Genomic DNA, 22,950 nt, shown 5'->3' on the forward strand with positions numbered 1-22,950 from the left:
GATTTAATATCTAGTAATTTGATCTTTGGTGCTCTGAATTTGTTGAAGTTTGGCAACCACTTGATTAAATGCAATTTCTGATTGTTGCTTTAAAAATTCTTGAGATGGATTTGAAAAAAACTGCCAAACAAGCTGATTGTCAACCTTAACCGATATTCGTGTTGTTCTAGCTCTAAAAGGCAATTCATCAATTACAATATCTTTTTTTGATTTCAAACCTGATAGATAATATTTTGAATAAAACAACTTGTAAAAATCTCTTCCCATCTTAGTAATAGAATTCTCAACAACTAGACCTTCTAAAAAAAAACCATCTTGAGATGGCGCCATATCTTGATTAATTGACTCATTTTGCTTTGCTAATACAATTTTAGTGTTAGACTTTTTATCATTTAAAACTATGCGGTCTTGTCCCAGTGGTTTTCCTTCTAAACTATAAATAACAAGCAGAACAATAACTCGCCGTTCTTCTGCCCTACTAATCGTAATATTCTCTAAACGCTCTCTGGACTGACTTGCTAATCCAAATCGTCCTACTAATGAATCTTTATAAACCTTGCCTTCTTCGTCTCTAATAAAGGTTGCAAATTCATATCTAAAACTTTGATCTGCTAAAGATTTATTTTCAGCAACTGCTACAAAGTCATAGAATTCACCACTGTTCTCAACTAGTATTTCAGCTTCAATTTCCTGATTGATGAATTGCGCATTTATAGCATTGTAATTGAGTAAAAAGAGAATTATGTTTAGTAAAAAAAGTCTCACTTATTTAAAGCTTCTTACTATTAGAATCTTTGACAATCCGGTTTGTTTGAATTGTAACGATTCAGTTAAACTATTTGATCCGTATTTATTGAAATTCAAATTTGATCCGTTCTGAGTGATGTTTAAATCGATGGTTTCTCCAGGAAGATTAACATAGTCAACAATTTGATTATTTGTTCCATTTTGAATAATATCTGCCAGAGCGTGGTCTGCGACGTAATTTAAATCCAGATTATTGTTAGTTCCGTTTTGAGCAACCTTAATATCTGAGCTGTTTGTCTGCGTATTTATAGTTATGGTGTTAAGCGCTCCTACCTGAGTAAGATATACTTGATTGCTACTTTTTAAGTTTTTGGCTCTATCATAAGACGACCGTTGCATATCATAAAAACCAGAATTAAAAAGAGAACGCTCAGTTTCCGTTGAGTTTGTTTTTTCACTAGCAACATACGTCTGTGCAATTAAACCCGTGGATATACCTGTAAAAAAAAATATTAAAAGCATTTTTAAGGAATTCATATCTAAAGAATTACTAGTTAAATAAATCCTATATAGAAGAGAAAGGGGTGTGCTCAACACACCCCTTCAATCCTAATTAAATTACATTATGATAAAAAATATTACCACCTTTTTAGTATCCAGCAGGAGTAGTGCGTACTTCTGGTGTTAAATCAAGAGATCCCTGACCAACAAAATCTTCTTGAAGTGTAGTAATACTGTTATTTCCACCGTTACCTTGAGTATAAGTAGCAGAATGACCATTACCATACTGAGAAATAATTGCAGAACCTTTAGACCAACCTTGAGTAAGGTCTATTTTATGATCAGAACCATTTTGGTATAAATCTGCATATTGGCTATAGCCAGATTGAGTTACATCAACAGTATTATCTGTACCGAATTGATGTACAAATGCCTCTTGTCCTCTAGTGCTCTGATTAACTTTTGCTAAGTTATCTGATCCATCTTGTAAAACTCTAGCATAGCTACCGGGATCTCCATAAGGATCAATACTTGTCTGATTAACAATAGCGTTGTTTCCTGTAGAACCCATTTGATGTACAACCGCTTTGTCACCATTTCCTGCAGTTAAATCAACATCATTACCTGTTTGATTAACAGTAGCTTTATTGTCATCTGAATCTTGATCTACATAAGCCTCTGCATAATTATTATCCTGAGTGATTTTTGCAAGGTTGCCCTGAGTTTCAATTTGCTCAACCACGGCTAAGTTATCAGTACCAGTAGTACTAATTTTGGCCATGTTTTTATCCCCAGAAACAGCATAAGACTCTTGGTTAACACGAGCTTTGTTTCCGGTACCCATTTGATCAACATCTGCTTCATTTCGAGGAAAACGAGCATTAGGTGCTCCTGGCTGATTAGGCTTACCAACTTGTGTTACTTTTGCCTGATTATCATCTCCGCTCTGAGTTACATCAGCCTTACTTTGATCATAGGTTTGTTTTACCTTCGCCCAGTTTCCGGTTGTAACATCGGTAGATCCAGATTGAGTTACTCTAGCCCAGTTTCCTACAGCAGCCATACCCGTACCTTGAATGATACTTGATATGTTGCCTAAATCATCCTGATCTACATAAGCCTTGTTATCAGATCCTCCCTCCTGAATTGCAGCAGACTGGTTAGAAGTTCCTACCTGATCAACCTTTACCAGGTTGCTTTCCCCATATTGAAAAGACTCCGAACTATTGGTCGTACCGTTTTGAACCAAATTAGCTTTGTTCATCGTTCCTGCCTGATAAACATCCCCACTATTTGAGGTTCCACTTTGACTTCCTGTTGAGGTGTTCTGTTGCGCAAAAGCAACTGCCCCAAACATTAGCGCGCTAGCGCATAAAATAACTTTTTTCATGATTGAAAAGTTTTAAATTAATAATATATAGAATGGTTAATAAAATGCTATTCTAGACTTTTGATATGTTTGACGGGGCTTGTCAAATCAAAAGTTATTAAAGGGGAGTCAAGGTTTGCATTAGTTCATTTACATCATCAGCTTGAGCTCTAACGCTTTGCTAATTTATATAAAAACAACGCTCTGATTTTAAGAACACTACAACTTTTCGATGAAATTCAGATAGTATCGAAATCGTTGTAGTGCACAAAGCTATACAAATACTGGCTTTAGTATTAAAAAGGGAAAAACACCTTTTTATTCTCTAAAAATACATTTATAAGAATAATCTTACATTAAATGTAAGAAACAGGATGTTTTCTATTTCAATTTTTAATTTAAATTGAGTAATTCTCTGTTTTTTGCTAATGGCCAAAGTTTATCTTCAACTAATAACTCTAACTTATCAGAAGCATAACGTATAGTATCAAAAAACGGAAGCACATTTTTTTTGTAATCTATAGCCCGCTCTTTTATATTTAACTTATTTGCAGACTTTCTAGATTCAACCATAGCATGAATATCACGGTTGATATCACCTATATATTTAGATATTTGAATTATGAGGGCTATTTGCTCTTGTGCAAGATTCTCATAGTCATTAGCAAAAATATTTTTAAGACCTTCTACATTTTTGATCAATAAATTTTGATACCGTATAGCTGTAGGAATTATATGGTTTTTAGCAATATTTCCTAAAACCCTACTTTCAATTTGAATGCGCTTTATATATTCTTCTAGTTCAATTTCATAACGGGCTTTAAGCTCTACGCTATTCATTACAGCCATTTCTTCAAAAACTGAAACAGAACGTTTATCTAATTGAATGGCTAAAGCTTCAGGAGTACTGCTATGGTTGCTTAACTTTCTTTTTAAAGCTTCTTGCTCCCATGCCTCACTATACCCATCTCCCTCAAAACGAATTTTCTTAGATGCCTTTATATACTCTCTAAGAATATTGAAGATCGCATCATCTTTCTTCATTTTTTTCTTATCAACAAGCTTATCTACTTCACTCTTAAAGTCTTTAAGTTGTTTGGCGACAACGGTATTTAACACAACCATTGGTTTAGCACAATTTGTTGTCGAACCTACAGCACGGAATTCAAACTTGTTACCGGTAAATGCAAAAGGTGAAGTTCGGTTTCGATCTGTATTATCTAAAAGGATTTCAGGAATTTTACCAACTACGTTGAGTTTTAAGTCCGTTTTTTCCTGAGGAGAAAGCTTACCATCAGTTACTTTTTCTAATTCATCTAAAACAGCTGTGAGTTGTTTCCCTATAAAAACAGACATGATTGCCGGCGGTGCTTCATGTGCTCCCAATCTGTGATCGTTAGATGCTGATGCTACTGAGGCTCTAATCAATTCTTCATTATCCTGTACTGCTTTTATGGTATTCACAAAAAAGGTAAGAAACTGCAAGTTCTTCATAGGTGTTGTACCCGGACTCAACAAATTAACTCCCGTATCTGTCGCTAAAGACCAATTATTATGTTTACCACTACCGTTAACTCCGGCAAATGGTTTTTCGTGAAAAAGAACTTTTAGATTATGTCGCTCTGCAATTCGATCCATCAAATCCATAATGAGTGAATTATGATCTACTGCAAGATTGGCTTCCTCAAAAATAGGAGCCAACTCAAACTGGTTAGGAGCAACCTCATTGTGTCTGGTTTTCACAGGAATACCCAGAAACATACATTGTTGCTCCAAATCTTTCATAAAATTCAAAGCCCTGGCTGGTATTGATCCAAAATAATGATCGTCCAGTTGTTGCCCTTTTGCAGGTGCGTGACCTAATAGTGCCCTTCCTGTTTGCATAATATCAGGACGTGAAACTGCAAGTGCTGAATCTATTAAAAAATATTCTTGCTCCCAACCCAATGTTGCCGTTACCTTGCTAACACTCTTATTGAAGTATTTAGCTACTTCCGTAGCATTATGATCTATTGCTGTTAAAGCACGTAAAAGCGGGGTTTTGTTATCTAATGCTTCGCCGGTGTAGGAGACAAATACGGTAGGTATACACAACGTAGTATCTAAAATAAAAGCAGGCGAAGTAGGATCCCAAGCAGTATAACCTCTTGCTTCAAAGGTATTTCTAATTCCGCCATGCGGAAAAGAAGAGGCATCGGGCTCTTGCTGAACAAGTTTTGCACCTTCAAACTTTTCAATTGCGTTTCCCTCTGGAGTTTGCTCAAAGAAAGCATCATGCTTTTCTGCAGTTGCCCCTGTTAATGGCTGAAACCAATGCGTATAATGTGTTGCTCCTAATTCTAACGCCCATTGTTTCATTCCGGCAGCAATACTATCTGCCATCAAACGATCTATTTTAGCCCCTGTATTAATAGCAGCTTCAACTGCCTGAAAAGCATCATGAGACAAGACTTGTCGCATAGCTTCTTTTCCAAAAACATGTTTGCCAAAAAGCTCTGACCTTTTTTTATTTTCAGATATAGTTATGGGTAAACGGCTAAGGCTTTCCTTTAAGGCAAAAAATCGCAATGTGCTCATATTTTAGTTGATTTTTATGAAATTCAGAATTCAGAGGTGTAAAAATATATGATTTCGTAATACACCCCTATTTTTTAAGGGTCTTATTAAATTTATTCCGTTAATAAACCCTTACACCCCCCACTAAAACAAATATCAGATATTAAAGAAATGTTATATTTGTTATTAGTTTAATTCAAAAAAAATTTAAATCAATTTATTATGGGCAAATCAAAATTAGAGTATCTCTGGTTAGATGGTTATACACCAACTGCCAATCTTAGAAGTAAAACCAAAGTAGAAGATGATTTTAGCGGGAAGTTAGAAGACTGCCCGGTATGGTCATTTGATGGTTCTTCAACTAAACAAGCCGAAGGAGGCTCTTCTGATTGTCTGCTGAAGCCCGTTGCAATATACCCAGATCCAGCTCGTAGAGATGGTTACTTGGTAATGACTGAAGTTCTTAATGCTGATGGTACTCCGCACGAATCTAATGCAAGAGCCACTATTGCTGATCAAGATGATGATTTCTGGTTCGGTTTTGAGCAGGAATATTTTATTATGGACAAGGAGACACAACTTCCATTAGGTTTCCCTGTAGGTGGTTATCCTGGTCCTCAAGGTATGTATTACTGTTCTGTAGGTGGTAAAAACACACACGGTAGAGCATTTGTTGAAGAGCACGCAGATCTGTGTATTGATGCTGGTCTTAACTTTGAAGGTATCAACCAAGAGGTTGCTAGTGGACAATGGGAATTTCAACTTTTTGCAAAAGGAGCTAAAAAAGCTGGTGATGAGATATGGGTAGCACGTTATTTATTACAACGTCTTACTGAAGATTATGGGTACTATATAGAATACCACCCAAAACCAATTAAAGGTGACTGGAATGGTTCTGGTATGCACGCTAACTTCTCAAACACTACTTTAAGAACTGCAGGTTCTAAAGAAGTTTATGACACTATTTGTGAAGCTTTCCGTCCTGTAACTAAAGAACACATTGAAGTTTACGGTGAGTTTAACGACCAGCGTTTAACTGGTAAGCATGAGACTGCTTCTATTCACGATTTCTCTTATGGAATTTCTGACCGTGGAGCATCTATCCGTATTCCTATTATCACAGTAGAAAAAGGATATAAAGGATGGTTAGAAGATCGTCGTCCTGCATCTAATGCTGATCCATACAAAGTAGCGGGTCGTATCGTTAAAACGGTATTAGAAGCTGAAGAGAAAATATAAATTTTCTCTAGCATAAATTATAAAAGCCCGCAATTGCGGGCTTTTCTCTTTTTATAATGTTCTCAAATGCTAACTAAAAGCTAGACCTATAAAAATGCAATATGCTGCAAAAAGCACAAAACCCTTCCAGCGGTTTAATTCTAATTTTAAAGGAAGAAAGCCTAACGGAAGTAATACAACTGCGAAGCCTAAAAGCCAAAACATATTGTTTAAAATACTACCATCAATAACCGGTATGGGTTTTATAATTGCCGTAAGACCTAAAACGGAAGCAATATTAAAAATATTAGATCCTATCAGATTTCCTAGCGAAAGCGCTTTTTCCTTTTTAAGTGCTGCAATAACCGAAGCCGCAAGTTCAGGTACGCTAGTTCCTATAGCTATAACCGTAACCGATATGGCATAATCGCTCACTCCCACCATATGTGCTAACTCTTTTGCTCCTGTAACTAACCACTCGGAACCAAAATAAAGTGATACCCCGCCAATTATTAGCCAAATGACAATTTTAAAATAAGAGGCTCCAGATAGTCCGGGATCAACCTCATCATCCACGGCTCGTGCTTTTTTCGCTCTGCGGATTAAAAGAATTAAATAAGCTATTAATGAGGAAAACAAAATAAAACCCTCAAGTTTTGAGATCATTCCATCATTTACAAGAGCCAGGTATAACCCCAATGAGAACAAAACCATCACCGGCCAATTGAATCTAAAAAAATCTCGATCAATACCTAGTGTTGAAATAATTGCGGTGATCCCTAAGACTAAAGCGATATTAGCAATATTACTACCTATCACATTTCCTAAAGCAATATCTGGCGAACCGTCTAAAGCTGCCTGTAAACTAACCAAAAGTTCTGGCGCCGATGTAGCAAACGAAACTACCGTAAGGCCAATAACCATTTTTGAAAGGTTAAGCTTAAAAGACAATCCTACCGATGCCCGAACTAAAAACTCACCCCCTATAACAAGTAGTAATAAGCCAAGCATCACAAAAACTATACTCATAAAATCATTCTTTATGGCTGCGAAGATAAGCAACCCAGTCTAACTGATACGATACTAAGCAGAAGCTATAAGCGTCTGATAAAGTTTTACAGCTTCGACAGCTTCTTTAACATCGTGAACACGCAAAATAGACGCTCCCTTTTCTAATGCAATCGTGTTTAAAACGGATGTTCCGTTTAAAGCTGATTGCGCATCAACATCAAGTGTTTTTGTAATCATAGATTTTCTAGAAAGACCTATCAGCAATGGTAAATCGAGAATTTGTAATTGATCTGCGGCATTAAGTAATTTAAAATTTTGAGATACTGTTTTTGCAAACCCAAACCCGGGATCAATAATAACATCATTAATACCTAAGGCTCTTGCCGCAGCTACGCGTTTACTTAGATAAAAAATCACTTCTTTAACAAGATCCTCATATTGAGTAAGCATTTTCATAGTTTGTGGTGTTCCCTGCATATGCATTAATACATAAGGAACCTTTAATTCTGAAACCGTTTGCAACATTTGATCATCTATCAAACCTGCCGAAATATCATTAATGAGTGAGGCACCTACCAACAAAGCTTCCTGCGCTACTTTAGCTCTAAAAGTATCTACAGATAAAAGGATTTCTGGAAAATTGTTAACTAATAATTTTACCATAGGAATCAACCTTTTACATTCTTCATCTACCGAAATATCTGTTGCTCCGGGTCTAGAACTGTATGCTCCAACATCAATAAACGTTGCTCCATCAATAAGCATTTTCTCAGCTTGTCTTAAAATATCTTGCTCATCTTTATAGCTTCCGCCGTCGTAGAAAGAATCTGGAGTGATGTTGAGAATCCCCATTACTTTTGGTGTATCCAGATCAATTAGTTTGCCTTTACAGTTAATGCTTTTCATGAAATAGAGCGATGTTTTTCTAGATTGCTTATTTTAGGCGAAATTTACAGAAAATCGTTGACCTCAGCCGTTAATAAATATGCTTTGAGTTTTAAAAACTCAGGCTAAGCGGCTTTATATATTTTTAATGGAGCAAACTTCAGAACAATACGATGCGGTAATTAAGATCTGCCGCGATTTATTTTCAAAGAAAATGAGTGATTACGGTAGTGCTTGGCGTATTCTAAGACTACCGTCACTTACCGATCAAATTTTTATAAAAGCACAGCGCATACGTGGATTGCAGCAAAACGCTGTTCATAAAGTTGATGAGGGCGAAGCTTCAGAATTTATAGGGATTATCAATTATTCGATAATGGCGCTTATACAACTTCAAGAAGGTGTTGTAGAGCAACCTGATTTTAATTTGGAACGATCACTTATTGCTTATGACGAGCAAGTTCAAATCACCAAAGAATTGATGCTAAACAAGAATCATGATTATGGTGAAGCCTGGCGCGATATGCGCATCAGCTCACTTACAGACCTGATTTTGCAAAAACTCTTACGCGTAAAGCAAATAGAAAACAATAAAGGTAAAACCTTAGTTTCTGAAGGTATAGATGCAAACTACCAGGATATGATTAATTATGCTGTTTTTGCTATGATATTAATTGAAGAAGCTACAACTAAAACCTCTTAATTTGAAAAAACTAGTAAGTTTCGTACGCATTTTTGTTGGAGTCCTGTTTATCATTTCAGGATTTGTAAAACTCAATGATCCGGTTGGGTTTTCATTCAAACTACAAGAATATTTTGCACCAGATGTTTTAAATATCGAGTTTATGAGTCCATTTGCTTTGGGACTCGCTATTATCTTAGTTATTGTAGAACTTGTTTTAGGTGTCGCTTTAATAATAGGATACTACAAAAAACTAACGATGTGGCTTTTGCTGCTCATGATCGTTTTCTTCACCTTTCTTACATTCTATTCAGCATACTTCAATAAGGTGACAGATTGTGGTTGTTTTGGTGATGCGCTTCCTTTAACACCTTGGCAGTCGTTTACAAAAGATGTGATCCTGCTGGTTATGATTCTCTTTTTGTTTTTCAATCTGAAACAGATCAAGCCTTTTTTCACAAATTTCACGCGCTCGATCTTAATCTTCGTGACGTTTATAGGCTGTCTAGGTTTTGCCTATTATGTATTGATGCATCTACCGGCGATTGATTTCAGAGCTTATAAAGTGGGTGTAAATATCAGTGAAGGCATGACCATACCTGAAGGGGCTCCAGAAGCTGTTTTTGATTACCATTGGAAATTCAATATTAATGGAGAAGAAAAAATAATCACAACACAAGGAGAATACCCATCAAGTGAAGGTGAATTTTTAGGAGTAGAAACTGAAGTTGTTTCCGAAGGTTACATACCCCCTATTCACGATTTCACCATAGAAAAAGACGGCGAGAGTTATACTGAGGATTTTCTCAATATGCCAAATCTAATTGTAATTATTGCTTATGATCTAAGCAAAACCGAATGGAATGGCTGGCCGGCAGTTAAAGATCTTACAGATGAAGCTTTAAAAAAAGGGTATACAGTAATTGGTCTTACCGCATCTGGCGATGAAGCTGTGCGTGATCTACAAAATAAACAAAACATCAACTTTGATTTTTATTTTACTGATGCTACAACACTTAAAACTATTGTACGCAGTAATCCAGGAATTTTAAAACTCAACAAAGGGACGATCATTCAGAAAAAACATTGGAATGATGTTGATGAAATTGAGCTTGAAGTCTTGCCCTCTGCTAAACCAGCTCTTAACCTAGAATTGAAACAACGCTTAGACAGTATTGCACGTTATGATCAATTGTATAGACCTTTGTTACAAGAAACAGACGAAGCAAAACGTATTGCGCTGGCAGAAGAAATGGGTATTCCTAAAGAAGATTACACAGGTGATCTATGGAAAAAGCAACGCATGCTTGACACCAGTAACCTTAAAGTCGTAAAAGCTATTCTTGACAATCACGGCTATCCCGGTAAATCATTAGTGGGTGAACCTACAAATCTTATTGCGCTAGAAGTTATTGAACACAATCCCATACAAATAGATCAGTATATAGATTTATTTAAAAAAGCTGCAGCTCAAGGCGAAATACCTATAACTAAGGTAGCGGTTTTAGAAGATAAATTTTTAATGATGCAAGATAAAGAGCAACTCTATGGAAGTCAGGCTCAGATCACTGCAGAAAACGGCTTTTTTATTTGGCCAATTAAAGACCCAGAAACCGTAAATCAACGCAGAAAAGAAGCAGGGTTTGAGCGCACTATTGAAGAATATGTAGCCGACTTGATGGGCAAAGATGCCAAATTTAAAGCCCTTAAAATCTCTGAAATCAAAAGACTCTGATTCTATATATCTTAAATAAATTGTTCTACGCTTTGCTTACCCTGTTTGGGGTAGTAACAGTTGTGTTTTTATTATTTACAGTTCTTCCAGGAGATCCTGCACGCATGATGCTGGACCAAAATGAAGACCCTGAGCAATTAGCGATAATAAAACATAAATACGGTTTTGATCAACCTGTGCTTACCCAATACGCATATTACCTTAATGATTTATCTCCCCTTTCTATTCATAACAATAACGGAGATAATTATACGAGTTTAACTTCCGGAAAATATAATTACACGAGAATATTTTCAATTGGAAACTATACGCTGGCTATAAAAAAACCGTACCTACGAGAGTCTTTTCAAAAAACAGGAAAAACGGTTGTAGCGGTCATTTCTGAAACTTTACCCAACACTATAGTTCTTGCAGTGAGTGCAATAACCCTTGCTATTCTTTTGGGTATACTTCTAGGAGTCATTTCGGCGAATGCCAGAGACACTTGGCTTGATAAATTAATTCAGGTTGTGAGTACCTTTGGAATGAGTGTTCCAAGTTTTTTCAGTGCTATTTTATTTGCCTGGTTTTTTGGTTATATACTACACGAATACACAAATCTCAATATGACAGGAAGCCTGTATGAGATGGACGATTTCGGTGAAGCCATAACCATTCAATGGAAAAATATTGTATTACCTGCTTTGGTTTTAGGAATACGTCCGTTAGCGGTTGTAATTCAATTGATGCGTAATTCACTTTTAGAAGTATACAATCAGGAATACATCCGTACTGCTCAGGCAAAAGGACTCAATCAGCATCAGATCGTGTGGCGACATGCGTTAAAAAATGCTTTAAACCCTGTGGTAACAGCAGTTTCGGGCTGGTTTGCTTCTATGCTTGCGGGTGCTGTTTTTGTGGAATATATTTTTGGATGGAATGGCCTTGGTAAAGAGATCGTCGATGCCTTAAATACGCTTGACTTACCCATAATTATGGGTGCTGTGCTCGTCATCGCAACGATGTTTATTCTTATAAATATTCTCGTTGATATTATTTACGGTCTCCTGGACCCTAAAGTGCGCATTAGATAGCCATATTGTTGTAGAATAGGCTGACTAATCCTAATTTTATATCTTATTCGTTTTTATGAAAATCATACTTACATTATTAACAATACTTTGTTTTTCAGTAGGTTTTTCTCAGGAAAAATCATTTTCTGCCGAAGCACTTCAGGATGTCTTGATCAAGACTAGCGGTTCTGAAGTCACTTTTGAATCTGTTTTAGAAATGCATAAAGGCAAAACTGTGCTGATTGATATCTGGGCATCCTGGTGTAAAGACTGTATCGCCGGCTTTCCTGATCTAAAAAAACTACAAGAAGATAATCCTAATATAAATTACGTTTTTCTTTCACTAGACAAAGATACAGAGCGCTGGAAAGCAGGTATTGATAAATATGACCTACAGGGAAGTCATTACTTCATCAAACATGGTTGGAAAGGACCGCTATGCAGCAGTATAGATCTGGACTGGATTCCTCGCTATATTTTGCTTGATGAATCTGGACAAATTAAAGTTTATAAAGCAATAACCACAAAAGACAATCAACTACTAAATCAAATACAATGAGAAAAAACATCGTAGCCGGTAACTGGAAAATGAATACAGATCTTGCTGATACGCAAGAATTGATCGGCGGACTAAAATCTATAGCTAAAACTTCTGATGCAGAAATTATTATAGCACCTCCTTTTACAAACCTTTACAGTGCCTTTGAAGCATTAAAAGGAGCTGGTATTGAAGTTGCAGCACAAAATATGCATCAATCTACTTCTGGTGCTTTTACCGGTGAGATCAGTGCCTCTATGCTAAAGGGTGTTGGCGTTAAAACAGTAATATTAGGACATAGCGAGCGCAGAGCTTATTTTGAAGAGAAAGAAGATTTACTTGCAGAAAAAGTAAATACCGCTTTAGAAAATGATATGAAAGTGATTTACTGTTTTGGTGAAGAGCTTAAAGACCGAAACTTCAGCGAGCATTTTGAAGTGGTAAATAAACAAATCAGTCAGGCGCTTTTTCATCTGGATGCAGATGCCTGGAAGCACATAATACTAGCTTATGAACCGGTTTGGGCAATAGGCACAGGAGAAACAGCAAGCCCAGATCAAGCTCAGGAAATGCACGCTTTTATCAGAAAAACTATTGCTGATGAATATTCTCAAGAAGTAGCAGACAGCGTTACTGTCCTTTATGGTGGTAGTGTAAAACCTGCTAACGCTAAAGAGATATTTTCAAAGCCAGATGTTGATGGTGGCCTTATAGGTGGTGCTTCTTTAAAAGCCGAAGACTTTATGGCGATCGTAAACGCATTTTAAAATAATTTATGGCTGAAGCATATTCTGAATACGCGTTTAAAGTAACACCGGTAAATCCCGGTGCAGAAATACTCATTGCTGAATTGAGTCAGCTTGATTTTGAAAGTTTTGATGAGACAGAAGAGGGTGTAAAAGCATACATCCTCTCTGCCTTAGATAAAGAAAATCTTTTAGAAGACATCTATCTACTCAATAACCCTGAATTTGAAGTTTCATACTCTGTTAAGCTTATAGAGCCGGTAAATTGGAACGAAGAATGGGAAAAGAATTTTGAACCCATTGAAGTTGATGGTATTTGCTCGGTAAGAGCTCCATTTCATCCTAAACCAGAGATGGAGTTTGATATTGTTATTGAACCTAAAATGTCTTTCGGTACCGGGCATCATGAGACCACACATCTCATGATCAAACACCTTCTAAAAATTGAAGTTGCTGGCTTAAAAACACTTGATATGGGTTGTGGCACAGGAATACTTGCTATTCTTGCTGCATTAAAAGGCGCAAAACCGGTAGACGCAATAGATATTGACCCGTGGTGTTATGAGAATACTGTAGAGAATGTATCCCGTAATGATGTTGATTTTATTAAAGCATACGAGGGAGACTCTAGTCTTTTAAAAGGCAAACAATATGATCTGATCATCGCAAACATTAACCGAAACATTCTAATGAATGATATTCCCACCTACGCAGGTTGCTTAAATCATGAAGGTATTTTGCTCTTAAGTGGGTTTTACACTCAAGATATTCCGGCGATTACTAACGTTTGCAATCAACACGGATTAAATTTTATCATGAATTTTGAAAAAAATAATTGGGTAGCATGTAAATTTGTAAAAAATTAACCCCCTGAATATAAGTTTTTTACCAATGAGCACAAGAGAAAAGATTCAAGAAGAAGTAGACGTCCTCGAGGCAGAAGATCGAAATAATGAAATTATCGTATACAATGATGATGTTAACACATTTGATCACGTAATAAATACTTTAGTACATGTTTGTGATCATACCCCAATACAAGCAGAACAATGTTCATTGATAGTTCATTATAAAGGAAAATGTACTGTAAAGACCGGAAGCTATGATGACCTTGAACCACGTTGTAGCGCACTTCTAGATGCCGGCCTCAGTGCAGAAATCATATAAATTCCAAAAAATAGCCTATACATAAAAAGCCTCTTAAAGAGGCTTTTTTCTTACCTTATTATTGATTAAATGCAATTTTAAATCGTTAAAAGTTATAATTTTAACGATTAATAGCGTTACATGTTGTTTTTTTATAATATTTTACAAGTATTATAAACACTAACTATTATTATATGTTATCAGAAACAATTAAAAAAGTAGGCTTTTTAAGCCTGGGAATTTCAATGGTATTTGCTTCTTGTTCTGAAGAGGCTTCAGAAAGCACACCTGAAGCCGCACAACCTACTGCTAATCTTGAGGTGTCACAAACCGTCATTGATCAGGTTGAAAATTTAGGAATGAATACTAATTATATTCGTTGGGACGACTTCTACTTTCCTGACGGTTCCTCTGAGCCCAGACTTTTCTTAGAAGAGGATGTTATTGTAACTCCAGATCAATTAGCTGAAATGACCGCTAACATTAAGCAAACTAAAGATGGTAAAGGAGATTCTAAACAATATAGGACATCTGCATTAGTGAGTCAGGGACGTACGATTTCGATAATTGGGTATACTGGTGGCAACCAGGCTTTAACCCAAAAAGAACGTACCGCACTTGAATGGGCAGTAGCAAACTACAATGATCTAAATGGTGTAAGCATTAGTTTCAATTTAACTTTTGGTACAGATTATCAAAGTAAAGACATGGTTGTCTATAACAACACTGTCAACAATCCTAGTGGTGCAGGTGGTAGCGCTGGCTTCCCTAGTAATGGATTGCCTTTTAAATTTGTACAGATTTATGGCCTTACTAATTATGACACAAATGTTGTTGAACACGTATTAACTCATGAAATAGGTCACTCAGTAGGATTTAGACATACAGATTGGTTTAGCAGACAAAGTTGCGGTCAAAATGTAAATGAAGGTGGAGATACTAACCACATTCCGGGAACTCCAACTGGCTATGACTCTACATCTATTATGCTTGCTTGCTTTAGTGCTAGTGAAGATGGTGAATTCAACGCTAATGATATTACTGCTTTAAACAATATGTACTAAGTATTAATTAGACACTTTAAAAGCCATTTTAATTAAAATGGCTTTTTTTATTTTTTAAGTTTGCAGATATTCAAAAAAGACTTATATTTGCACCCGCAAAATGAGGTAAATAAATATCAAATTTTTGCAAAAATAAAGGCCTTGTGGCGCAACTGAATAGCGCACCTGATTACGGCTCAGGAGGTTCCAGGTTTGAATCCTGGCAAGGTCACAAAATAAGTCTACTTTTGACTATAAAAGTCTTAAAAAAACCCGCAAACGTGGGTTTTTTTAATTTATGGTTATTCCCTACTAGTCAGAATCCTTAGCCGTATAGCTATCCCTCCTTCTTTTCTTTAAAATATTTAATGAATAACAATCAAATTAAATATAGCTATTAAGCAAGATTGCTATTAGCAATATAGAAGTTAAGCTTAGATACTTCACTCTCTTTACTGATTTCAAAAATCTTCTAAAAATCAGAAAAAAGCATTACAAACTAGTATTCATACGCTTACAATTAAAAAATCAATGCAAACTATAAATGTTAAATTTTTAACTATAGTGCTTTATAAATAAAATATTTTCATAATATTGATATGTAGTACATAATTACATAAACACATAATGATTTGAATATCAAAACTAAAACACACATTTATGAGAACATTTTTACAACTCAGGATGCTTAAAAAAATCACACTAGTGACTTTGGCATTATTGAGTACAACCACACTTATGGCTGCTCCTCTATCTGGAGAAATTTCTTTCAGCTATGAACAGAAAACGATTTCGGGAGTGGTCTACGACACACAATCTGGAGAAACTTTACCAGGTGTAAGTGTTGGTATTAAAGGCGCCAATACCGGTACTATTACAGATTTAGACGGTTCATTTCAATTACAGGTTGAGCCGGGTGCAGTACTCGTATTTAGTTATGTAGGTTACTTGACTCAGGAAGTACCTCTACAAAACCAGACTTCACTTACCGTAAATATGGAAACTGATATACAGTCTCTTGAAGAGGTTGCGATTATTGGTTACGGTAAAGTAAAGCGCTCTAATCTAACCGGATCGGTTTCGACCGTTAGCTCAGAAACGCTAGAAAAAACCAATAAAGTAGACGCGGTTTCTTCTATACAGGGGCAGGTAGCTGGTGTTACGGTACAACGTACAGATAACAAACCCGGTGGAGGAGGCTTCAACATTCGTGTAAGAGGTGCCAATACTATTAATACAGGTTCTGGAAATGGCGGATACAGCCCTGGTCAAAATCCCTTATTTGTAGTAGACGGAATTTTTGTTGATGATATCTCTTTCCTTAATCCGGCTGACATCGAGCGTATGGACGTGCTTAAAGATGCAGCATCTGCTGCGATTTATGGTTCACGTGGTACAAACGGGGTTGTAATCATTCAGACCAAGAAAGGGAAAGAAGGAAAAATGACGGTGCGTTACAACAACTACGTAGGTTTTAAAGAAATCTATAACCTGCCACCAGTATTTAATGGCAAAAGCTATATTCCATTTCTTAGAGATGTGGTTGTGGGTAACCAGTTCGCTTCTAATACTGATGGTAATTACGGCCAATACTCTGCAGAAGCGGTAAACATCAATGATTATCTGAGTGAAGAAGAACGTGAAAATATCGCAAACGGAGTTAGTACAGATTGGGTAGACCTCATCACCCGTAATGGTTTTCAGCAAAACCATACCCTTGACATAAGTGGAGGGAATGAAAACACCGTTTATGCTGCCGGATTAGGTTATACACAGGACCAGGGAACTGTCTACGGCGAGGATTTTAATCGGTATACCTTAAAAGGAAATATTCAAAGTGATCTTACAGATTGGTTAACATTTGGCTATGATAACTACATCACTTTAGCAAAAACTAATGAAGGAAGTTTAGAAGCTTTTAGAAGTGCCTATCGGCTTAAGCCTATAGGAAGACCCTATGATGACAACGGGGATTTATTATTCCTGCCTACTCAAAAAGAGACCCAGTTAAGTAACCCTATTTTTGATACCCAAAACTGGAAATTAGAAAACAAATACATCAATTTTATTGGTAACATTTCCCTTAGCGTTAAACCGCTAGAAGGACTTAGCATTACTACGAAGTTTGCACCTAACATCAAATATACCCGTGTGGGAGAATATCGTGGTCTGTACACCAAAAGTGCAATTGGTAACCAGAGTAATACCCGTGCAGAGGTAAACAACTTCTTAGACTATTCGTATACTTGGGATAACATTGTTGATTACAGCTTAGATATTGACAATGACAACAGCCTGGCAGCAACACTAGTATATTCCAGATTTTTGCAGGACAATGAATCTTATGGTATTCAGGTAAGAAACTTCACATCAGACAACTTCTTATTTTATAACCTGGGAGCCGGTTCAAATGTGAACTCGTATGGAAGCGGGTTTAGCAGACAGACGTTAGAATCTTATACAGCACGTATCAATTATAATTTGATGGACCGTTACATTCTTACCCTTACCGGTAGATACGATGGAGCTTCCGTATTATCTGATGATAACAAATGGGCATTTTTCCCCTCAGCATCATTTGCTTATCGCGTAATACGCGAAGATTTTATGCGTAACCAAAAGGTATTTTCAGATCTTAAGTTACGTTTAAGCTACGGGCAAACTGGTAACAACGGTATCGGCGGAGGATTAAACCCGCTGGGAACTCTTTCATTACTCGAATCAAGTTATACCAATATTGGCGATGCAAGTGTATCTACGCTATTTGTTAATGGTCTTGCTAACCAGGATCTAACTTGGGAGCGCACTTCAGAAGTAAACGTGGGTTTTGACTTTGGTTTCCTAAACAACCGCTTAACCGGTAGTGTTGATGTTTACAACCGTAATATTAAAGACATCATCTTCTTTAGACCTTTGCCCACAGTAACCGGTTTTGGAGGAACCTTTGACAACATCGGGGAGTCTCGTAACCGAGGTATAGAAATAGGCCTTAATGCCAAAATTATAGAAAATGAAGATTTTACCTGGAGTACGAACCTCAATTTTGCCAGCAATCGTAATGAGATTGTAAATCTATATGGTAATAGTGATGAAATCATTTTTGGAGCACAGGGCGGAACGTTTATTCACCGTGTAGGAGAACCAACCGGATCACTTTATGGCTTTAAGTACGACGGAATCTGGCAACTGGATCAGGCTGCAGAAGCTGAATCTTTCGGTCAGAAACCAGGGCAGGTACGTGTAGTTGACGTCAATGGTGACGGACAAATTACTGAACAAGGTGACCGGGTAGTTTTAGGAAACCCACTCCCAAAATGGACCGGAGGTTTTACGAGTACGATGAACTATAAAAACTTTGACTTCTCATTCTTTGTATATACTAGTCAGGGCGTAACGATCTCCAGTAATTTTCACAATGCCCGCGCATTCTCATATGATGGTGAACCGGCTCGTTTGTGGAATGGATATGATACTAATTATTGGACACCTGAGAACCCTACCAATAACTGGTTTCAGCCCGGTAACGGTGGATCATATCAGGGAGCTATCAAAAATATGGATGTATCTTTCGTAAAAGTTGGTTTTATGACTCTGGGCTACGCACTTCCTCAGGAAACTATTCAAAAATTAGGGATTCAAAAACTACGCTTTTACACGACAGTACAAAACCCATTTACATTTAGTAAATACGATGGTTGGGATCCTGAAAATGCCGGTAGAAATACCTATGGTGCGTCATTTATGGCACGTACGTATATGGCCGGTATCAACTTTACTTTCTAAAAAAATAAATAGTATTATGAAAAAATCAATTTATATCTCAGCTCTAGCACTTCTGCTTACCGGTACGCTGGTAACAAGTTGCGATGATTTTCTTGAGGAAACAAACAGACAGGCTATCAGTATTCCTTCTTCAAGAGAAAATGAAGAAAGCTTTCTACAACTCAATAATTATATCTACGAAGTAACGCGTGACAACACCACCCGTTATGCTCCAGATATGCTTTATGTACTGGAAGATCTCGGTACTGATATCGTGACCCGCGCTTCCCCGCTTACCGGTGTTGATGCAATCAACGATTACGTAGACATGAACGCCTCAAATTATGTGATGCAGGTGTATTGGGCGAATCAATATAAGCAGATCGCTGCCGCAAATACGCTGCTTGAAAACGCTGATTTGATTGATGGTGTAGAAGAAAGCTTAAAAAACAGAGGAGTAGGCGAAGCCAAATTTTTCAGAGCCTGGTCTTATTTTAATCTGGTAGAAAATTACGGAGGAGTACCCCTTGTTACAGAACCCACCACTACCGCTCAGTCTGATTTTATGCGCGCGTCTGAAGAAGAAGTATATACACTAATTGTTAATGATCTTAATGACGCCATCAGCGCTGTTGATGAAAATCCCGACGAATACGGTCGCGTTTCTAAAGATGCTGCCCGTCACCTGTTATCTAAGATATTACTTACACGCGGCTACAAATCTTTTGCGGCTTCAGACGATTATACTCAGGCAATTGCTCTTGCAGAAACGGTAATCGCAAATCATCCGCTTGAACCTACGTTTGCAGATGTGGTAGATATCGAAAACCAGCGCAATGACGAGGTGATTTTTTCATTCCTTTTTGGAAGCGAAAGTTCAAGTGTAGGCTGGGGTAATACCAAACATTTACTGTACAAGTTTGAATACTTTAACTATCCCGGATTAGCTCGTGGTAGCTTATATCAAAATGGTATCGGTAGAATGCCTACTCCATACTTCTTCAATATGTTTGATGAAGAAGATACCCGTAATGAAGAAACCTTACGATATGTTATGTATGCTGATGTGGCTGAAGACGGACTTGAAGTAGGAGACACTGCCATTTACTTTCCTAAAACGGCCTGGAGCCAGGAACGTATAGACAGCAAGCCGTATGCAGTAATCAATCCGGATCAATACCTTGTGAACGACGGGGTTACTAATGTACACTGGCCAATGTTTAAGAAGTTTGAAGACCCGGGAGCTCCTTTCGTTTATGCAAATGAGCGTGCCTTAGGTGACCGTGATATGGTAATAATGCGCGGGGCTGAAGCTTATCTTATTGCAGCAGAAGCGGCTTTTCAAAATAATAATCCCGGTGCAGCTGTCACATATCTTAATACAGTACGTTCACGTGCCGGTATTACTACACCGCTTACTGCGGGTGATGTTGATCTTGCATTTATATTGGATGAACGTGCCCGCGAACTGATAGGCGAGGTAAACCGCTGGATGGATTTAAAACGTACCGGTACTTTGCTATCACGCGTTTTAGAATACAACCCGCACGCAGCGCTTAACAATGCGATTACCGAGAAAAATCTTCTCAGACCCGTACCACAGGCTGAGATTGACGCTTCCGGTAAGACAATTAGCCAAAACCCCGGTTATTAAAACCGGAAAATCCGTCGATCACAAGGTGAGTCCTGGATTGACGGATTTTTTTATTCAGTTTTAAATAATTAGCTCAGTTTGCTAAAGTGTGGTGTAAGATGATTACGCATGTTCTCTCTAAATTCATAAGCAGTACCATTACGCAAGGTTTCAACCAGGTCATTGTGAGAGATACTACCCCGCTTCGGTTCTGCGGCAGACTTTGATTCCTGCTGCATCATAAAATGAAAAACCGGTAGCAGCATAGATTGAAAACGGTTCAAGGTTCCGTTACCAGACATCTTATAGAGATACGAGTGAAACTCAATCTCGTAAGCCAGACGGGTTTGAAGATCGGTTTTACAAAGCGGATCATTAGCCTCCCGGTCTACTATTTCTTGTAACTTAACAATATCAGCATCTTTTTTTCTAATGAACAGCAATTCACTCATACCCACTTCAAGAACCAGTCGTAGTTCAAAAATGTGTTGCATGGCTTCTTCTCCAAGAAGGTCGGGGTCCATAATGCGCTCTATTCCGCTTAAAATATCAGGTTCTGCAATAAACATTCCCTTGCGCTTTTTAGATTCGACTACGCCAAGCATTCGCAGGCGACTAAGCGATTCGCGCACAATGTTACGGCTAACACCCAGGTTTTCGGCGAGTTCAATTTCACCTGGTAAAGAGTCTCCAGACTTAAAACGGTTCTCTTTTAAAAATTCGAGAATACGTTGTTCTACCTGCTCAACCAGTGAAACAGATTTAATGGGTTTGATTTTGGAAGACATAATGGTTTTATGGTTAATTGCAAATATTTGGTAAATCAACTAAAACTTAAGACATTCAAAAAGTAATTTTAACACATATTTTAAATATATTGCTATATTAAAATATGTCCTACATATAAAATTAATGAATATAACGAATATAAACGATTTTGGTGCCGTAAATGATGATTTTACGAATAATTCGTTGGCCATTCAAAAGGCCATAGATCATTGTGCCGGCCTTGGTGGCGGAAAAGTCGTTATTCCGCCAGGCAAACCGTTCCTTACAGGACCTTTTGACCTCAAATCAAATATTGAATTACATCTGGAGCAGGGTGCTGTGCTAAAGGCCTACCCTGACGAAGGTGTTTATATTAAAAGCGCCTTTAGAAAAAATCTGGGTGAAGGCACCATCTGGATAGGTGGAGAAAATCTCAGCCAGATTTCCTTTACAGGCGGTGGCACAATAGATGGTAACGGCATCTTTTTCATGGGTGATGAGCTACACGACTCTTATGAGCTTAAACCTTTTGAAACGGTAGATCCCAGACCGCACATTCTTACTTTGGTTTCATGTAAAAATGTAAAGATGCACGGCATTACAGTAAGTAATGCTGCTTACTGGGCGCTTCATTTTATAGGTTGTTATGATGTTTCAATCGCAAACATTTCAATCTATAATGATATTAAAGTACGCAATAGCGACGGTATTGATCTCGATCATTGCCAAAACGTACGCATCAGCAATTGCCATATCGAATCAGGTGATGATTGCATCTGCCTAAAAAACAGAAGGGAATATGAGGAGTTAGGTCCCTGTAAAAATATCGTAATTTCTAATTGTACATTGATTAGTACTTCGTGTGCGATTAAAATTGGTTCAGAAAATATGGATGCCATAAGCCACGTTACTTTTAATAACTGCATTATTACCGGAAGTTGTAGAGGTATAGGTATTCAAAACCGGGACGAAGGCACCGTGTCAGACATCATTTTCTCTAACATTATGGTAGAATGTAAGCAGTTTTCTGACGTTTGGTGGGGAATGGCAGAACCTATTTACATTACGGCTTATCCCCGCGCCTCACACAATCACAAAGATGCTGGTTGGAGGTTAAAGCCCGGAGCTAAAGAAGCCAGTATTGGCAAGGTTTCTAACATCACGTTTGCAAACATCAGGTGCAAGAGCGAAAATGGTATTTTCTTGGGAGCTGCATCACCAGATTTGCTCGATAACATCCGCTTTAATGACATTGATCTGGAGATTTCAAAAACCACCGAATATCCCGGAGGTTATTACGATTGTAGGCCGTGTAAAGATGCCGATTTTATAGGCGAGCAGACCTCAGGTTTTTATATGGTAAACGCCAGTAATGTGTACATTTCAAACACCACAGTAAACTGGGGAACCCAAAGACCTGATTATTATGGAAACGCGCTTTATGCCGAAAATATAACTCCACTAGTTCTTGATAATTTTAATGGAACGGCAGCCTTTGAAAATTTGGAAAGCATCGTTAAAAAAGGAAAAACTCAACTCGAAAAAATCGCAAACTAAT

19 protein-coding genes and 1 tRNA gene are annotated in these 22,950 nt (G+C 37.4%); 13 read left to right on the forward strand and 7 right to left on the reverse strand.

Annotated features, from left to right (window positions below; translation table 11 throughout):
* Positions 1 to 3: 3 nt before the first annotated feature.
* From DSM02_RS18450 to DSM02_RS18465, 4 genes are all read right to left on the reverse strand, one after another.
* Entirely contained in the window at positions 4 to 765 is a 762-nt protein-coding gene (locus tag DSM02_RS18450) for a CsgE family curli-type amyloid fiber assembly protein (protein ID WP_128766968.1), read from the reverse strand.
* Positions 766 to 1,269, reverse strand: coding sequence for a hypothetical protein (locus DSM02_RS18455; protein ID WP_128766969.1), 504 nt, complete (start codon positions 1,267 to 1,269; stop codon positions 766 to 768).
* A 127-nt stretch (positions 1,270 to 1,396) separates the two neighbouring features.
* On the reverse strand, positions 1,397 to 2,638 hold the full coding sequence (locus DSM02_RS18460) for a hypothetical protein (RefSeq protein ID WP_128766970.1): 1,242 nt from the start codon (positions 2,636 to 2,638) through the stop codon (positions 1,397 to 1,399).
* Between the two features lie 372 nt (positions 2,639 to 3,010).
* The gene (locus DSM02_RS18465; protein ID WP_128766971.1) at positions 3,011 to 5,194 is read right to left on the reverse strand and encodes a glutamine synthetase III family protein; all 2,184 of its coding nucleotides are present in this window, start codon (positions 5,192 to 5,194) and stop codon (positions 3,011 to 3,013) included.
* Between the two features lie 201 nt (positions 5,195 to 5,395).
* Between DSM02_RS18465 and DSM02_RS18470 the strand changes: the two genes are divergently transcribed.
* On the forward strand, positions 5,396 to 6,412 hold the full coding sequence (locus DSM02_RS18470; RefSeq protein WP_128766972.1) for a glutamine synthetase beta-grasp domain-containing protein: 1,017 nt from the start codon (positions 5,396 to 5,398) through the stop codon (positions 6,410 to 6,412).
* Positions 6,413 to 6,481: 69 nt separating this feature from the next.
* Here DSM02_RS18470 and DSM02_RS18475 read toward each other — a convergent pair whose 3' ends face one another.
* Positions 6,482 to 7,420 carry a calcium/sodium antiporter gene (locus DSM02_RS18475; protein WP_128766973.1) on the reverse strand — a complete coding sequence of 313 codons (939 nt, stop codon included), beginning with the start codon at positions 7,418 to 7,420 and terminating at the stop codon, positions 6,482 to 6,484.
* Between the two features lie 54 nt (positions 7,421 to 7,474).
* Positions 7,475 to 8,308, reverse strand: a complete 834-nt coding sequence (gene folP / locus DSM02_RS18480) for a dihydropteroate synthase (protein WP_128766974.1) — start codon at positions 8,306 to 8,308, stop codon at positions 7,475 to 7,477.
* Positions 8,309 to 8,435: 127 nt separating this feature from the next.
* Between folP and DSM02_RS18485 the strand changes: the two genes are divergently transcribed.
* The 11 genes from DSM02_RS18485 (at position 8,436) to DSM02_RS18535 (ending at position 20,645) form a co-directional block, all read left to right on the forward strand.
* On the forward strand, positions 8,436 to 8,990 hold the full coding sequence (locus DSM02_RS18485; protein WP_128766975.1) for a DUF1599 domain-containing protein: 555 nt from the start codon (positions 8,436 to 8,438) through the stop codon (positions 8,988 to 8,990).
* Position 8,991: 1 nt separating this feature from the next.
* The gene (locus DSM02_RS18490; protein ID WP_128766976.1) at positions 8,992 to 10,704 is read left to right on the forward strand and encodes a BT_3928 family protein; all 1,713 of its coding nucleotides are present in this window, start codon (positions 8,992 to 8,994) and stop codon (positions 10,702 to 10,704) included.
* The gene (locus DSM02_RS18495) at positions 10,701 to 11,777 is read left to right on the forward strand and encodes an ABC transporter permease (protein ID WP_128766977.1); all 1,077 of its coding nucleotides are present in this window, start codon (positions 10,701 to 10,703) and stop codon (positions 11,775 to 11,777) included. Before DSM02_RS18490 ends, DSM02_RS18495 begins: the two co-directional genes overlap by 4 nt.
* 55 nt (positions 11,778 to 11,832) lie before the next feature.
* Entirely contained in the window at positions 11,833 to 12,315 is a 483-nt protein-coding gene (locus tag DSM02_RS18500) for a TlpA family protein disulfide reductase (protein WP_128766978.1), read from the forward strand.
* Positions 12,312 to 13,061 (forward strand): triose-phosphate isomerase, encoded by a 750-nt coding sequence (gene tpiA, locus DSM02_RS18505; RefSeq protein ID WP_128766979.1) that lies wholly within the window; start codon positions 12,312 to 12,314, stop codon positions 13,059 to 13,061. The genes DSM02_RS18500 and tpiA overlap by 4 nt, the downstream gene beginning before the upstream one ends.
* Positions 13,062 to 13,069: 8 nt before the next feature.
* Positions 13,070 to 13,906, forward strand: a complete 837-nt coding sequence (gene prmA / locus DSM02_RS18510) for a 50S ribosomal protein L11 methyltransferase (RefSeq protein WP_128766980.1) — start codon at positions 13,070 to 13,072, stop codon at positions 13,904 to 13,906.
* 25 nt (positions 13,907 to 13,931) lie between these two features.
* A complete protein-coding gene (locus DSM02_RS18515) occupies positions 13,932 to 14,207 on the forward strand; it encodes an ATP-dependent Clp protease adaptor ClpS (RefSeq protein WP_128760127.1) in 276 nt (91 codons plus the stop codon).
* 173 nt (positions 14,208 to 14,380) lie between these two features.
* On the forward strand, positions 14,381 to 15,250 hold the full coding sequence (locus DSM02_RS18520) for a M57 family metalloprotease (protein WP_240674102.1): 870 nt from the start codon (positions 14,381 to 14,383) through the stop codon (positions 15,248 to 15,250).
* Positions 15,251 to 15,387: 137 nt separating this feature from the next.
* A tRNA-Arg gene (locus DSM02_RS18525) sits at positions 15,388 to 15,461 on the forward strand.
* A 428-nt stretch (positions 15,462 to 15,889) separates the two neighbouring features.
* Positions 15,890 to 19,012 carry a SusC/RagA family TonB-linked outer membrane protein gene (locus DSM02_RS18530; RefSeq protein WP_240674103.1) on the forward strand — a complete coding sequence of 1,041 codons (3,123 nt, stop codon included), beginning with the start codon at positions 15,890 to 15,892 and terminating at the stop codon, positions 19,010 to 19,012.
* 16 nt (positions 19,013 to 19,028) lie between these two features.
* Positions 19,029 to 20,645 carry a RagB/SusD family nutrient uptake outer membrane protein gene (locus DSM02_RS18535; RefSeq protein ID WP_128766981.1) on the forward strand — a complete coding sequence of 539 codons (1,617 nt, stop codon included), beginning with the start codon at positions 19,029 to 19,031 and terminating at the stop codon, positions 20,643 to 20,645.
* Positions 20,646 to 20,713: 68 nt separating this feature from the next.
* Here the strand turns inward: DSM02_RS18535 and DSM02_RS18540 are convergent, their stop codons facing one another.
* Complete coding sequence (locus tag DSM02_RS18540) at positions 20,714 to 21,412, reverse strand: FadR/GntR family transcriptional regulator (RefSeq protein ID WP_128766982.1); 699 nt, start codon at positions 21,410 to 21,412, stop codon at positions 20,714 to 20,716.
* A gap of 124 nt (positions 21,413 to 21,536) precedes the next feature.
* Between DSM02_RS18540 and DSM02_RS18545 the strand changes: the two genes are divergently transcribed.
* The gene (locus tag DSM02_RS18545) at positions 21,537 to 22,949 is read left to right on the forward strand and encodes a glycoside hydrolase family 28 protein (protein ID WP_128766983.1); all 1,413 of its coding nucleotides are present in this window, start codon (positions 21,537 to 21,539) and stop codon (positions 22,947 to 22,949) included.
* The last annotated feature ends 1 nt before the right edge of the window (position 22,950 follow it).

Origin of the sequence: Leeuwenhoekiella polynyae, from assembly GCF_004104075.1 — a bacterium.
Classification (GTDB): domain Bacteria; phylum Bacteroidota; class Bacteroidia; order Flavobacteriales; family Flavobacteriaceae; genus Leeuwenhoekiella; species Leeuwenhoekiella polynyae.

Bases quoted from the DNA above. Each gene is read 5' to 3' on its own strand.
- DSM02_RS18530 (WP_240674103.1), top strand. From the start codon at position 15,890: ATGAGAACATTTTTACAACTCAGGATGCTTAAAAAAATCACACTAGTG.
- DSM02_RS18470 (WP_128766972.1), top strand. From the start codon at position 5,396: ATGGGCAAATCAAAATTAGAGTATCTCTGGTTAGATGGTTATACACCA.
- DSM02_RS18485 (WP_128766975.1), top strand. From the start codon at position 8,436: ATGGAGCAAACTTCAGAACAATACGATGCGGTAATTAAGATCTGCCGC.
- folP (WP_128766974.1), bottom strand. From the start codon at position 8,308: ATGAAAAGCATTAACTGTAAAGGCAAACTAATTGATCTGGATACACCA.
- prmA (WP_128766980.1), top strand. From the start codon at position 13,070: ATGGCTGAAGCATATTCTGAATACGCGTTTAAAGTAACACCGGTAAAT.
- DSM02_RS18520 (WP_240674102.1), top strand. From the start codon at position 14,381: ATGTTATCAGAAACAATTAAAAAAGTAGGCTTTTTAAGCCTGGGAATT.
- DSM02_RS18545 (WP_128766983.1), top strand. From the start codon at position 21,537: ATGAATATAACGAATATAAACGATTTTGGTGCCGTAAATGATGATTTT.
- DSM02_RS18475 (WP_128766973.1), bottom strand. From the start codon at position 7,420: ATGAGTATAGTTTTTGTGATGCTTGGCTTATTACTACTTGTTATAGGG.
- DSM02_RS18460 (WP_128766970.1), bottom strand. From the start codon at position 2,638: ATGAAAAAAGTTATTTTATGCGCTAGCGCGCTAATGTTTGGGGCAGTT.
- DSM02_RS18500 (WP_128766978.1), top strand. From the start codon at position 11,833: ATGAAAATCATACTTACATTATTAACAATACTTTGTTTTTCAGTAGGT.
- DSM02_RS18540 (WP_128766982.1), bottom strand. From the start codon at position 21,412: ATGTCTTCCAAAATCAAACCCATTAAATCTGTTTCACTGGTTGAGCAG.
- DSM02_RS18515 (WP_128760127.1), top strand. From the start codon at position 13,932: ATGAGCACAAGAGAAAAGATTCAAGAAGAAGTAGACGTCCTCGAGGCA.
- tpiA (WP_128766979.1), top strand. From the start codon at position 12,312: ATGAGAAAAAACATCGTAGCCGGTAACTGGAAAATGAATACAGATCTT.
- DSM02_RS18465 (WP_128766971.1), bottom strand. From the start codon at position 5,194: ATGAGCACATTGCGATTTTTTGCCTTAAAGGAAAGCCTTAGCCGTTTA.
- DSM02_RS18455 (WP_128766969.1), bottom strand. From the start codon at position 1,269: ATGCTTTTAATATTTTTTTTTACAGGTATATCCACGGGTTTAATTGCA.
- DSM02_RS18535 (WP_128766981.1), top strand. From the start codon at position 19,029: ATGAAAAAATCAATTTATATCTCAGCTCTAGCACTTCTGCTTACCGGT.